Origin of the sequence: Streptomyces sp. NPDC001549 (genome assembly GCF_042894025.1) — a bacterium.
Taxonomy (GTDB): Bacteria; Actinomycetota; Actinomycetes; order Streptomycetales; family Streptomycetaceae; genus Streptomyces; species Streptomyces kutzneri.
Map to the genome: position 1 here is coordinate 1 of NZ_JBIAVJ010000060.1, position 12839 is coordinate 12839.

At 68.2% G+C, this 12839-nt stretch carries 12 protein-coding genes and 3 pseudogenes; 9 read left to right on the forward strand and 6 right to left on the reverse strand.

Translation table 11 applies throughout. The features are described 5' to 3' along the window. Window positions 1-190 (forward strand): annotated as a pseudogene (locus ACFY04_RS42970) (aldehyde dehydrogenase family protein); the annotation flags it as partial. Here ACFY04_RS42970 and ACFY04_RS42975 read toward each other — a convergent pair. Together ACFY04_RS42975 and ACFY04_RS42980 are read right to left on the reverse strand one after the other, a co-directional pair. Beyond that, window positions 178-540, reverse strand: a pseudogene (locus ACFY04_RS42975) (transposase); the annotation flags it as partial. The pseudogenes ACFY04_RS42970 and ACFY04_RS42975 sit on opposite strands and share 13 nt — an antisense overlap. A gap of 260 nt (window positions 541-800) precedes the next feature. Then, window positions 801-1280, reverse strand: coding sequence for an ATP-binding protein (locus tag ACFY04_RS42980; protein WP_389126467.1), 480 nt, complete (start codon window positions 1278-1280; stop codon window positions 801-803). A 463-nt stretch (window positions 1281-1743) separates the two neighbouring features. On the opposite strand from ACFY04_RS42980, the gene ACFY04_RS42985 reads away from it, so the two are divergent. Both ACFY04_RS42985 and ACFY04_RS42990 read left to right on the forward strand, forming a co-directional pair. Beyond that, window positions 1744-1908, forward strand: a complete 165-nt coding sequence (locus ACFY04_RS42985; protein ID WP_389126469.1) for a helix-turn-helix domain-containing protein — start codon at window positions 1744-1746, stop codon at window positions 1906-1908. Window positions 1909-1920: 12 nt separating this feature from the next. Next, on the forward strand, window positions 1921-2328 hold the full coding sequence (locus ACFY04_RS42990; protein WP_389126471.1) for a winged helix-turn-helix domain-containing protein: 408 nt from the start codon (window positions 1921-1923) through the stop codon (window positions 2326-2328). Here ACFY04_RS42990 and ACFY04_RS42995 read toward each other — a convergent pair. Further along, entirely contained in the window at window positions 2289-3929 is a 1641-nt protein-coding gene (locus ACFY04_RS42995) for an IS4 family transposase (RefSeq protein ID WP_389126472.1), read from the reverse strand. The genes ACFY04_RS42990 and ACFY04_RS42995 overlap by 40 nt on opposite strands. A gap of 414 nt (window positions 3930-4343) precedes the next feature. Here ACFY04_RS42995 and ACFY04_RS43000 point away from each other — a divergent pair, with 414 nt between their 5' ends. The 6 genes from ACFY04_RS43000 to ACFY04_RS43025 all read left to right on the forward strand — a co-directional run bounded on the left by ACFY04_RS43000 (window position 4344) and on the right by ACFY04_RS43025 (window position 10421). Continuing rightward, entirely contained in the window at window positions 4344-5735 is a 1392-nt protein-coding gene (locus tag ACFY04_RS43000) for a replication-relaxation family protein (RefSeq protein WP_389126473.1), read from the forward strand. 94 nt (window positions 5736-5829) lie between these two features. Further along, window positions 5830-6342, forward strand: a complete 513-nt coding sequence (locus ACFY04_RS43005; protein ID WP_389126474.1) for a PIN domain-containing protein — start codon at window positions 5830-5832, stop codon at window positions 6340-6342. 66 nt (window positions 6343-6408) lie between these two features. Next, entirely contained in the window at window positions 6409-6576 is a 168-nt protein-coding gene (locus ACFY04_RS43010) for an SPW repeat protein (protein WP_389126478.1), read from the forward strand. A gap of 1415 nt (window positions 6577-7991) precedes the next feature. Then, a complete protein-coding gene (locus ACFY04_RS43015) occupies window positions 7992-8330 on the forward strand; it encodes a MerR family transcriptional regulator (RefSeq protein ID WP_389126475.1) in 339 nt (112 codons plus the stop codon). 246 nt (window positions 8331-8576) lie between these two features. Beyond that, window positions 8577-8780 (forward strand): cold-shock protein, encoded by a 204-nt coding sequence (locus ACFY04_RS43020; RefSeq protein WP_030303412.1) that lies wholly within the window; start codon window positions 8577-8579, stop codon window positions 8778-8780. An 858-nt stretch (window positions 8781-9638) separates the two neighbouring features. After that, the gene (locus ACFY04_RS43025) at window positions 9639-10421 is read left to right on the forward strand and encodes a YihY/virulence factor BrkB family protein (protein WP_244291017.1); all 783 of its coding nucleotides are present in this window, start codon (window positions 9639-9641) and stop codon (window positions 10419-10421) included. A gap of 181 nt (window positions 10422-10602) precedes the next feature. Here ACFY04_RS43025 and ACFY04_RS43030 read toward each other — a convergent pair. From ACFY04_RS43030 to ACFY04_RS43040, 3 genes and pseudogenes are all read right to left on the reverse strand, one after another. Further along, window positions 10603-11805 (reverse strand): annotated as a pseudogene (locus ACFY04_RS43030) (IS3 family transposase). Window positions 11806-11818: 13 nt separating this feature from the next. Then, window positions 11819-12079 (reverse strand): helicase associated domain-containing protein, encoded by a 261-nt coding sequence (locus ACFY04_RS43035; protein ID WP_389126476.1) that lies wholly within the window; start codon window positions 12077-12079, stop codon window positions 11819-11821. 185 nt (window positions 12080-12264) lie between these two features. Then, window positions 12265-12609 carry a hypothetical protein gene (locus ACFY04_RS43040; RefSeq protein WP_331747349.1) on the reverse strand — a complete coding sequence of 115 codons (345 nt, stop codon included), beginning with the start codon at window positions 12607-12609 and terminating at the stop codon, window positions 12265-12267. Window positions 12610-12839: the final 230 nt, after the last annotated feature.

The following is a 12839-nucleotide window of genomic DNA, read 5'->3' on the forward strand; positions in this document are numbered from 1 at the left end:
CCTGAACCACCCCGAGCTGGCCGGCATTCACTTCACCGGCTCGACCAAGACCTTCCAGTACCTGTGGAAGACGGTCGGCAACAACATCGAGAAGTGCAAGTCCTACCCGCGTCTGGTCGGTGAGACCGGTGGCAAGGACTTCGTCGTCGCGCACCCGTCCGCGGACCGCGCCATCCTGTCGCGCACGCTCATGCCGCGGGCGTAGAGCGAGAGGATCCGGTCGTTGAACCCCGCGAGCCGGCGGGCGTTCTTCGGGACCAGACGCGGTTCGAAGTCGCCGTTGCGGTCCCGCGGAACCGCCAAAGTGACCGCCCCGGCATCGGTCAGGACCGTCTTCGGGGAAGTCCCGTTACGCGAGTTCCCCGACCCGTGACCTGCATGATCTCCCCGTTCATAGCCGAGGTGTTCGCTCATCTCGGCCTCCAGGGCCCGCTCCAGCACGGCCCTGGTGATCTCCGTCAGCAGCCCACCCTCGCCGAGAAGGGCCGCCCCTGAGACGTCAGCCTTGTCGAGCAGCCGCTCGACCACCTCATCGACCATCTCGTCGCCGGCCACGGACGCGGCCGCTTCGTTTTTGTCTGCCCTGACTCGTCCCATCCACCCGGCCCAAGGGCCCGGGGCCGAGCCCCGGGCCAGGCTGCCACATCACGGACTTACGCGATCTTTCAGACACGCTCTTCGGCAAGCGGTTGCACAGGCCTCCCGGCCGAGGCCGAGACAGGTCAGCGAGCCCAGGACGGACTGCTGCCGTACTCGTTCCACCAACTTGGCGTGCTCCGAGTGCGGCTGCCGCCTGGTGTTCAGCTGGCTGCCGGGAGGATCGCCCAGTAGGTGACGGTGTGCGCCAGGATGCGGGTGCCGTGGGCGCTTGCCAGAAAAGCGATGATGCCGACGCCGCGGCCGTGTTCTTCTGGTGCGCAGCTCGTGGTCCATGTGCCCTTGTTGTTGGCGGGGCCGCCGTCGTCGACTTCTATGCGTAGGGTGCCGTCGTCTTTGGGGTGTTGAAGGTGGAGAACGATGGGGGGCAGGGCGTGTTCGAGGGCGTTGGTGACGAGTTCGGAGACGACGAGTAGTGCTTGGTGGGTGGTCTCGTCGTCTACGTCCCATTCATGGAGAAGGGTGTTGGTGATGCGGCGGGCGGCGCCGGCGGACTCGGGATGGTGCGGAAGTCTGCAGATGTGGGGCGGTGAGTCGGGCCGCGTGTGGGTGGCGGGCTGCGGTGGGACGGGCGTCGGGGCGGCGGGGGAGGGGGCCGCTTCGATGTTGGTGCTGGCGTCCATGGCAGGGTCCTGGCTGTGGGGGCGTGGGGGTGGGGTCGGCGACGCTTCGTCTGTCCGGCTCCGATGGTTACCGCAGGAGCTGGTCGAGGACGGCCGAGGCGAGTGCCGCGTCGAGCGCGCCTACTCCGGTGAGGTCGGCGACCGTGATTGCCGTTTCGGGGCGGTCGGCGGGCGCTTTGAGTAGGTGGTCGGGTCGTGAGCTGCTTCTGCTCCACTCATAACTGCACTATACGTCCAGTCTGGACATAGTGTCCAGATCTGGCGGGCTGGGACCGTTCCGGCGGGGCTCGAAAGGTGGATCCGGTCGAAGCGGACCTTCGTTGGCACGGCGGGTGCACGGCCCGCACCTGAAGATGCACCACAGTTCCGGGGTGGGTTTCCCGTGGTCCTGACAGACACCTACTGAGGTTTTCGGGTGGTCGTCGGGGCTGACGGTTCATGAACCTTGCGGTATGCCGGTGGCGTGAGGTATCCGGAGGGTGGGGGCCTGACCGCTGAGCGTCGGGCGTTGCGTGAGGGGATCCGGCTTCAGGCTGGCGTGAGGTTCGCGGCGGGTGAGAAGACCGCGGTGATCTCGAAGGACTTGCGGGTGAGTGTGCGGTCGGTGGAACGCTGGCGCGGTGCCTGACGCGAGGGCGGCATGGCGGCTCTGCACTCGGCGGGTCCGGCGAACGCCCCGACCGTCACCGACGCCCAGTTCGCCGTGTGGGAAGAGAAACCCGGCAAGGGACCGGCAGCTCACGGTTTCGATGACGAACGGTGGACCCTGGTCCGGGTTCAGACGGTGATCCGCCGGCGACTGCGGGTGAGTCTGTCGGTGGCGACGGTGTGGCGGCTGCTAAAACGGCACGGCTGGTCCTGGCAGGCACCCGCCCGCAGAGCACTCGAACGTGACGAGCACGCCGTGGAGCTCTGGAAGAAGGAGGCGTGGCCCAGGGTAAAAGGCTTGCCGCGGCGCGCGGGCCTGGGGGCCTTGACCCAAGGCCGGGTAGTTGGCGTTTTCGCAGGTCATGCAAGCGGTGTTGGGGTCCATGCTGTGGCGGCGTAGAGGCCTGGGCCGAGTTTGTGGATGAGGCCGGTCTCGGCCCATCTGGAGAGCTGTCGATACATGGTTTCCATGGTGATGTCGCCGAAGTGGGAGGCGATGTCGCGGGGGCGCCAGAGGCGGGTGGGGTCCTTTTCGAGCAGGGTCAGGATTCGGTGACGGCGGCGGTCGGTGGGGGCGGTTTGCCGGTCGTCGCGGGAGGCGGTGGGAAGCTGGGGGTGGTATTCGGGAGGTTCGAGAATGTTGATGTCGAGTCCGGTGATGGTGCGGCTGGTGTCGGGCCTGCCGTCGTCGTGGCGGGTGCTGTAGCGGGACATCGGTGACTTGACCTTGCGGGTGCTGACCCGCTGGCGTCGGGGCGGGAGGAGACGGGCGAGGATCCGGTGGCCGATCAGTCCGAGGCGACCGGCATCGGCGGGATCGGTGATGACGACGGCTGCATGGACGACCTGGTCTCGGGCGGTCTGGAGGGCGATGGTGAAGCAGCAGCGGTCCGGATCGGTGCCCGGCAGGGACTCGGCGGCATCGACCATCATGACGCGTAGGGTCTGGTAGAGGGCGAGAAGGGCCCACATTTCCTGCCTGACGCCGGCCGGGTCTTCCGAGCGCAGGACACGCCCGTTCATGATCGTGTGGCGGAGCGCGTAATACGCCGATTCGTGTTCCCATCGCTGGTGATAGAGGGCCGTGAGCGCGGCTGCCGGGTAGCGGCGGGCATCGGTCAGGGTGGTGGCCAGCCGGTAGGAGCCGGCGAAGACGGTGCCGTCCGTGCAGGTCACGGTGATGGTCGCGTCGATGACACGGACTTTCTCGGTGCCGATCAACGAGAGGTAGGAGCCGTCGCCAAGACGCGTCAGGACCGGGGTGCGGCGGTTGGCGCGGAGCCGGCCCAGCACCTGGGCGCCGGTTGCGTTCACGGCGGCGAGGAAGCTGTTGCCGTCGAAGCCCTTGTCCCACAGGACCAGTATGTCCGGTCGCAGCAGATGCAGTAGCCGTGAGGCGTAGCCGGTCTCGCTGCCGGCCGGCGGTCCGAACACCGCACCGATCATTGACCTGGTCCCGGTCTCGATCAGCGTCATCAACTCGATGGCCGGATAGCCGTGGTGAGACGTCCGCCCGAGCCAGAGGCGGTTCCGCTCGGAGTCGGAGACCTTCTGCGAACTGCAGCCGTCGAACGACACCGTCCGGAACGGACCGAATCGCACCCCTGGTGTCGTCGGCCGGGCCAGGGGCCCGGCCAGCACCTCGAACAGGGCCCGCACCGGCGCGGAGCCCAGCCGGCGGCGCACATCACGCAAGGCCTTCGGCGTCGGTCCGGCCACCTCAATCCCGTCCAGGCCCGCTGTCAGCTTGTCCCAGACCAGCCGATAGCCGACCTCGGGGAACAGGCACATCGCGAGCAGGAAGTACATCCCGACCCGCGACGGGAGATCACGCAGTCGTCGCTGTACCGACCGCGTCTCTTCGAGGATCGCGTCGACCAGCTCGAACGGCACGACGGCGGTCAGCTCGCCCAGATGTCCCGGCGCGAACCGGCCCGCCGCAACGGTGACCGTTCGGGTGATGGTCACCACCGGGGCGGACAGGACATGATGAAACGGCAACGGAGCTCCTCACGTACAAGCTGTCTTGGTCGACTGCCTGTACCAACGAGCTCCGTTGCTCTTTCCCGCGAAAATCCTCAACTGCCTTGCGTGACCTGCGAGAACGTTAACTACCCGGCCTTGGGGCAAGCCCCGCTCTGGTTGGGCAAGCCGAAGTGGGCTCCTTGAGGGGGCACTTCGGGCCCTCCTTCGGTACCCACTTGGGGGCCTGACACCGGTGAGGGTGGCAAATATGCAGGTCAGCGCCCGAATCGGCGTGAAAACTGCGCCGTCACACCCCTCTTCTCCCCTCCTGTTGTCCGTGTGGGAGGAGATCATCGGGTTCCAGGGGGGCCCGGCGCCCTCCACGACCAGGCAGGTCCGCCTTCCGGCCGGCCGATGCAACTGGTCGCGTACGGCGAAGGGGTGGAGCTGATGGCAGGCAGGCGGCTGACGAATCCGGCGGGGTCCTCGAACGACCTGCGGGGCGATGTGTTGCGCGTGCTGGGGGTGCTGAAGGTGGCCACGGCCGACCAGATCCAGCGGATCGCCTCCCCGCACCTGACCTACCGGCACACCACGAAGGCGACCGCCTCCGAGCGGAAGACCGCCCGTACCGCCTCGCACGCGGGTGCGCTCTCCGATCTGCGCAAGCACGGTCTCGCCGAGAACGGCGGCACCACCCGCGCGGGGGAGTCGCTGCGCAACCTGACCACCAAGGGCCTGGAAGCCGCCTCCTACGAGCTCGGGCGCCCGCTCACGGAGATGGGCTCCACCGCTCGCGGCGCGGGCTCCAGCGGGGCCACCCACCCCATGGCCGTCAACGAGACCGTCATCGCGATGCTCCGCCCCAAGCCTGACCTTCAGCTGCTCACCGGGGAGCCGGCCGAAGCCAAGGCGGCCGCGCAGGCCGCCGTCGACGCCCCGGCCGGTATCGGCACGATCGCCTCGTACGCGACCGAGGTGCCGCTGCCCGCCACCGGGACGTGGGGTGCGCCGGGCAAGGGCGGCGCCCAGGCCGACATCGTGCTCACCGCCCCGCAGGACCAGATCCCGCTGTTGTTCATCGAGGTCGACAACTGCCACGAGACCGCCGAGGAGATCGCGGCAAAGCTGCTGAAGTACTCCAGGTTCTTCGAGCGGCAGATCAAGGACACCGACGGCAAGGACAAGCCGATGTGGCGCACCCGCTGGATGGCCCGCCTTGCGGAGCGAGGGGAGGCCCCGCACCCGCCGGTCCTGATCGTCTTCAACCACATCGGCGCCCGCGACCCCAACCGCACCGTCCCGCGGCTCCAGGAGCTGACCCGGCCGCTGTGGGCGGGCGAGCCGGCCGACGGGTTTAGCAGCTACGACCGGAAGATCCCGATCATCGCGACCGGCCTGCGCAACCTGCGCGAGCACGGCCCCAACGGCCCGGTCTTCCTCCGCTTCGGCCGCACCCACATGCAGCCACTGCGCGACGCGATCGGCAACCCCCGCCGCGATGCCGTCCTCGCCCGCCGGGCTGAGCGGATGAAGGCGCAACAGGCGGAGTACCAGGAGCAGCTGCGCCGCGCGGCCGAGCAGAAGAGGGCCGAGCACGAGGCCGCCCGCCCTGCCTGCGCCGGCTGCGGGACGAAGTTCGACAACGACCGATGGGAGAACACCCAGCTGTCCCCGACGCCGGGCAATCGGTGGCACCCGAAGCTGTGCGAGCCGTGCGAGGACAAGACGGTCGCGGCCGCGGACCAGGCCGAGCGTGACCGACTGGAGCAGGAGGCCGCCGCCGCAGCCGAGAAGGCCCGCGGCTGGCGCTCCCGCTTCCGCCCCGGGCAAGCCTCCTGAAGGGCTGGGCAAGCCTCCCCCCGAGGGCGTGGGCAAGCCTTAGGTGACCCTGGGCAAGCCTTCTCTGTCGGTGTCAGCTGGGAGGCTGGGACGCATGGACAGGGATGAGGAGTTGCTGCGCGGCCGGGTCTACGGCACCGACCACGACCACCCGGGCCCGCTGCCGCACCGCGACTACGCCGAACTGGTCGGTGGCCCGCTCGATGGGCTGCTGCTCGACATCATCGGCTGGACAGCGGACGAGATCCAGACTGGCGTCGCGCTGATGACCGAGCTCGGGCAGTTCGGCTCCGGCGGCCGCAACCCTGAGGTCCGAGAGGCGGCAAAGAAGGCCGACCGCCGCCTGAAGGGGCTGAGGACCAACGGCGACATGCGGCGCGGTGTCCGTGTCGCCGGGGACGTCCATGCCCTCTTCGAGCACATCGAGCCCAAGGGCGATGGGCTGCCGAACTGGCTCGACCTGGACGTGCCCGACGACCGGCTGGTGGCCTCCACCATGCTCCTGCGGTCCAGACATCCGGGATCCTCCGTTTATGTAGCCAGCGACGACATCAACCTCCAGACAAAGCTCGCCGCCGTCGGACTGCCATTCATCGAAGCGCCCTAAGCGCCACCTACCGGGGTGTTTGTGCCGGGCTGAGCCCCGCCGCCCCGCACGGGCCGGGCGACCTGCATCGCCCCGTGGGTCGTCGCGGGCGACGTCGCCCACACTCGCCCGATCACCAGCGACCTGATCGCCGGCGCCATCGCCACCCTGCTTGCCCTCGCCGCCGCCTCGGGCGCCCGCGACCAGGAAGCCCGCCGTCACGACACCGTGTCCAGGGGAGGCTGCGCGAGCTGACCGTGTGCCGGGCGTCTCCGGCGGTTGTCGGCACATATGAATCGGGCGGCCATGAGCGGAGCCCAGGGCGGTGATCTGGCGCGGGCTGGAGGGTGTCCGGCGCCGGGCTGCCATGGTGCTGGAAACAATGGTCCGCATGCGGACGTGCTGGGTGTATCAGTTTCGGGATGGTCCGGAGTGTCAGGTCGTCGAGGTCCTGGCCGAGGGGGACGGAAAGCCCTGGCAGATCCAAGTACGGCAGTCCCGTTCACGTGGGCTGGTTGACGGGTACGTTCTGCGGCATGCCGACGCCTCAGCGCGGGTTGCCGTCTACACCTGGGTACGGCGGGGCGAGCCTGAGCTGGTGACCGCCCATCTGCTTGAGCTCTTGGCCGAGGTCTGCCCCCAGGAAACTGCCTGATAGGTCAATTCGGACCGGTGGCTGTGACGGGGCGGGCCGGCCGGGCCAGGAGGGGCGCGGGTCACCGATGGAGCCAGCGGAGCCGAACCCGTCGGTGCCAATGTCCGTGACCTCCAGCGAGGCGCCATGCGTGGCGCTTGTGTCCTGACCTGCGCGGCTTGACCCGGCGACGACCGTCGTGCGCGTCGACCTACTGCCTATCCGACCGTGGTCGATTGCCTCTCCGTCAAACGAACGAAAATCTATGATGGCCGTAGTAGACATTGCGAGGTGGTGTGGTTATGGTTTCTCTCGTAGCCCAGAGAGACCGCAGGGTCTGGCAGAGACGAACTGCCGGGCAGCAGTACATGCAGTACTTGTAGTTGCAGTGTGTAGGACGGTGCGGTGGTGGAGTGTCGAAGCCGGGGTTGGTTGCAGGACGGCGACGGGACTGGCGGCCGGACCGGGTGGCCCGCAGTGATCAGGGGCCGCCGAGAGCAGTACCGCAGTTAACGCAGTGGCAGTACCCGCAGTTCGCAGTACCCAGCAGTGAAGTCAGTAAGTGGTATCTCGGTGAACGCATCGAAGTGTGGGCGCGTACACCGGGAAGTTCGGTAGTGGGGTTCTAAGCCAGAGCAGTTGCAGGACAGGCGACGGGGCTGGCTGCCGGAGAGTGACGCTTAGCCAGGTCACTGAGTAGTTCGCAATATCAGCAGTACCCGTAGTAGAGCAGTACCAGCAGTACGCAGTCCCCCGCTTGGTAAGTAGTTGATCACCGAGGGAAGAACGAAGGAGCCGAGCGCCATCAGGATCGCCCGGGCCGGCAGGTTGAAGCCCGGGTACCGCAGGACATCGTTAGTGAGGTGGTCTCCGGTCAAGCAACCGCGATCCCCGCGCCGTCGGCCGCAGTCAGGCCAGGCACGCGGAAACAGAAAGCCGGCGCAAGACCAGGGCCGGCAGATGGTGTAGCAGTTCCTTCGGGGCCCTGGTGCCATAGGCACCAGGGCCCCTCCGTACGCTCGGTGAGAGAGGTGCAGTGACCGCAGACGACTCGTTCGGCCGTCTCGATGACGATGGCTACCCCGCTTACACGATGGGCCGGGCCGCCGAGATGCTCGGCACCACCCAAGGCTTCCTCCGCGCCATCGGAGAGGCCCGCCTGATCACCCCGCTGCGCTCGGCGGGTGGTCACCGGCGCTACTCCCGCTACCAGCTGCGTATCGCCGCTCGCGCCCGAGAGCTCGTCGACCAGGGCACCCCAGTAGAGGCCGCCTGTCGGATCGTCATCCTGGAAGACCAGCTGGAGGAAGCCCAGCGCGTTAACGCCGAGTACCGGCGTGCCGACGGATCGGCTGACCCGGCGGCCGCGGCCTGAAGCGGAAGTACCCGCCGGGAACGGCGGGTTCCGTGCACCTCTGTCGGGGTGTGCCATACGGGTCGTTTTCTCTGGTGGCAGGGGGTGCGGGCGTGTAGCGTCTGGGGCAGCTGTCGTGGTTCGGAAGTTCCCTTTGCCCACGCTTTTGGCGTGGGTGTTTTGCTGTGCTGTGCCGCAGGAACCAGGACGATCACCTCCGTCTTCCGCATCGTGTGGGAGGCGTTCATCGACTGGAAGGCATGAGACATGGCTACGGGAACTGTGAAGTGGTTCAACGCGGAGAAGGGCTTCGGCTTCATCGCCCAGGACGGCGGCGGCCCGGACGTCTTCGCCCACTACTCCGCGATCAACTCCTCGGGCTTCCGCGAGCTCCAGGAGGGCCAGGTCGTCACGTTCGACGTCACCCAGGGCCAGAAGGGCCCCCAGGCCGAGAACATCACCCCGGCCTAACCCTCCCCCGAGCAGCCGGACGGCACCGCCCTGCTCGGCATCCCAGCCGGCCGGTAGCGGGCGACCGGACAACGCAAGCCAGCCCGGCGACCCGACGGGAACGGACACACACCCCATGAGGGCCGCGCACCTGCGCGCGGCCTCCCGGCGCCGCTCGGCCGCACCCGGGCGAGCGGAACCGCTGGGGCTGGTCCGGTGACACACCCTGACCCGGGTACAGCGACGGGCTGCACGGAAGACTCCGTGCGGCCCGTCGCCGTCTGCTCCAGAGGTTCACCGGCTGAGGCGGGTGGCCGGCCCCCAGGCGAACTCGAGGTCGCCCAGCAGGAGCTCCTCCAGCGACTCGTCTCATCAGGCGCGGAGCGCGATCGGCCCCGCGCCCGGGACGCGGCTCTCGCCCGCGCGCGGGAGCAGCAGAAGGACCGGCAGGAGGAGTACGAAGAGCAGCTGCGCCGAGCGTGAGGCCCGCCGCCTCCGCGCGGAATGCTGACAGATGCACGACATCGTCCGCACCTCGGTGCGCACCGCGCGCCGACGATGCACAAGCGCCGTGTCCGGTAACCCCCACCAGGCCTGCACGCGAGCGCGATGCGGCTCACCATCCCCCAGTGCCCGTAACGTTGGTCAGCGGCGCATCGGAGAACCTACATACAAGAGCGGTGGACCTTGGGTACGAGTGGAAGGCAGCGCGGTGAGCAATTCGCCGACACCTGCGCTGAAGCCGGACGGTGCCGGCTGCACCCCATCGGCCGGCTCCGGAGCACCGCCTCCTGCACACCGCCTGCCGCCACGACGTATGCGCGTAACCTGCCCGGCCGGCATGACATCGGCACCGCGCTGCGGCGGACACCGGCATCGGTGTGGAACGACAATCTGACGGACTGCGCCGCCGCGCTCACTTATTACGCGGTGCTCGCGCTTTTCCCCACCCTCCTGGTCACGGTCTCGCTGATCGGGATCGCCGGCCCCTCGGCCACAGAGAGCCTCATCAGCAATGTGATCGCTGTTGTCCCGGCCGAGTCACGCCCGGTAATGCACAGCACGCTCAGGAGCATGGCCGACCAGCGCACAGCTGCCTGGGTACTGGCGGTCTTCGGCACGATCGGCGCTCTGTGGTCCTCCTCCAGCTACCTGGGAGTCTTCCGCCGAGCCCTGCACGCCATGCACGGCGTCGAGGACCTCCGCCCCGCATGGAGGACCGCACCACGACTGGTGATCACCGCTCTGGTATTGCTGGCGCTCCTGGTCACCAGCGCCCTGGTGCTCATCCTGACCGCCGAAGCGGCCCCCGCCCTCGGCCGGATCGTGGGCATGGACAGCATGGCCGGCACCGCGTGGAACGTACTGAAGTGGCCACTCCTGCTGGGCCTGGTCGCCGTCCTGGTGCTGGTGTTGTTCCGCTCGGGCCCGGCCCAGACGCGCGGCGTGCGGCAAAGACTTCTGGGAGACGCTCTGGCCATAACCCTGTGGCTCGCCGCCTCCGCCGGCTTCGCCCTCTATGCCTCGCAGGTCGGATCCTACAATCGGCTGTATGGCTCCCTCGCCGGGATCGTCGTCTTCCTGGTGTGGGTCTGGCTGTCCAACCTCGCCCTGCTCATCGGTGCCCAGTTCAACGCCGAACTAGCCAAGATCCACCGCTGATAAGAACCTGCACCTTCTCACGCCCCAGGGAAATCCGATGGCTGGGCGGTTCGGCCAAGGGGCATCAAGGGGGTCCGACTGGAGAATGCTGACACCGTTGCCCGCTGCAGGCTATGGGGTAGCAGTGCGGCAGCTGTTGCGGTCGTTGCTGTGGGCCTTGACCCCGGATCCTGAACACGAGTTATGCGGCTGATGCCAGCGTAGTTGGTGGTGCTTCGAGTGCGGCTTCGTAGGTGATGGGGCTGCGGTGTCCGAGGCGGGAGTGCCGGCGTCGGGTGTTGTAGCGGTTGCGCCATCGGAAGGCGTCGAGTCGGGCCTGGCGCTCGTTGGGCCAGCTCTTTCGGCCCTGGAGTGTCTCGCGTTTGAAGGTCGCGTTGAAGGACTCCGCGAGAGCGTTGTCCGCGCTGGACCCGACCGCACTCATACTCCGTCGGACCCCTGCTGACCTGCATGCTTCGGAGAAGGCCTTGCTCGTGTACTGGGCTCCGTGGTCGGTGTGCATGATCGACCCGGTGAGGCTGCCGCGGGTTCGGACCGCTGCCGCCAGGGCGTCGGTGACAAGGTCCGCGCGCATGTGGTCGGCGATGGCCCACCCGGCCAGACGGTGTGAGGCGAGGTCGATCACGGTCGCGAGATAGCAGAACTTCCCGCCGTCGATGGGCAGGTAGGTGATGTCGCCGACGTACTTCGTGTTCGGGCTTTCGGCGGTGAAGTCGCGGCCGATCAGGTCCGGCGCCTTGGCCGCGGCCGGGTCGGGGACGGTGGTGCGGTGCCGACGGCGCAGGCGGACCCCTTGGATTCCGGACGCCCGCATGATCCTGGCGACACGCTTGTGGTTGACCGCCTCACCGCTCTCCTCACAGAGCTCGGCGGTGATCCGCGGGGCCCCGTAGGTGCCGTCCGATTCCTGGTGCACGGCCCGTATCCGGTCGGCGAGGCGGGCGTCGGCCGCTTGCCGGCCTGCCCGGTCCGCAGCCGTCCGGCGCGTAGTAGAAGCTGGAGCTGGCGATGCCCAGGATGTCGCACAGCTGCTTCACGCCGTGACGGCGCTGGTGGTCGGCGACGAACTGGAAGCGGTTCACCAGCGCGTCTCCCCGGCGAAATACTTCGCCGCTTTCCGAAGGATCTCGCGTTCTTCCTCCAGCTCCCGGATCTTCTTCCGCAGTGCGGCGTTCTCCACCTCCAGCGGCGCGGACGCCTTGGCCGTCCCCTCGGCACGGCGGCCCCGCGGCCGACTCGCCCCGGCCGCTCGAACCCAGTTCCGCAGCGTCTCCGGGTTGACCCCCAGATCGGCGGCGACCGACCTGATCGTCGCTCCCGGCCGCGACTCGTACAGCGCGACCGCGTCCGCCTTGAACTCCGGCGGGTAGTGCTTCATGACCACGAGATGTCCGTTCTCAGATCCTCAGGATCCAGTGTCTCGTGTGTTCAGGATTCGGGGTCAAGGCCCACCCCCACCTCATCCCGATCTTGGACAACTGCTCCACCCGCTCCGGTGTCAGGGTGGCGGCCCGGCGGCGCTGGTTGTCGACCCACGTCCCCAGCTTCAGCGGTACGTCTCGCGGCGCCTGGCCCTTGCTGCCCTCCCCCCCCACGGTGATGGTCTCGACGTGCTTGCGGGGCACCGTGAGGTGAGTGCCTGTTTGTGAGGCTGCCATGACAAGTGCTGTGGTGGCGAGGTGCGGTGCTGACGTTGTGTAGGCGGGGTCCGTGAGCTTGGGATGCCTGGTCAGTGCCCTCTGACAGGTGATCTTGATCGATTGACAAGGGTCTTGACTGGAGCCGGGTCGTCCCTGCTGGTGCGTCGGAAACTGCGGTGCGTGTGGGCCAGGCGGCGACCGGCTTACGCCCCGTCGGCGAGGATCAGTTCGGCCATCGCAAGCAAGCCTCTGAAGACCCTGAGTCCCTCTCGGTACTCCGCCGAACGCGCCAGCAGCGCGACGGCCGCACGGAGCTCCGGTAGGCAGTCCCGGAGAACCTCGACGGCGCCCGGGCCGGGAACGCCATCGTTCCTGAGGTAGGTCATGACGCAGCCGGCCATGTTGAAATCCAGGTACGCCAGATCGTGTCTGTGATCAAACGGCACGTCGGGGAACGGCCCGGGGTGGTGCGCGGCCCACAGGAGGGCCACCTCGCTGACAATCGCCCGGTGTCGGTCGGGCCCGGGAGGCGGGATGAGAGTGGTCACGAAGCGATCCTCCCGCACACGCCGGGCCCCACCCGCCGCCGGGCCTCCTTCGACCTGGCCGACAAACCTGACCGCTCGGCTGAGGCCCTGGCCGCCATCCCCACGATCGTCAAGGAACGCGCGGCCGCCGAGCGGCTGAAGGCCGACCGCTACCCGGCTGGTCCACCGACGCCGGCCGCACCGAGGACATCGGGTGGCGCCAGGCCCGCACCACGCTGCTCGAGGCCGTC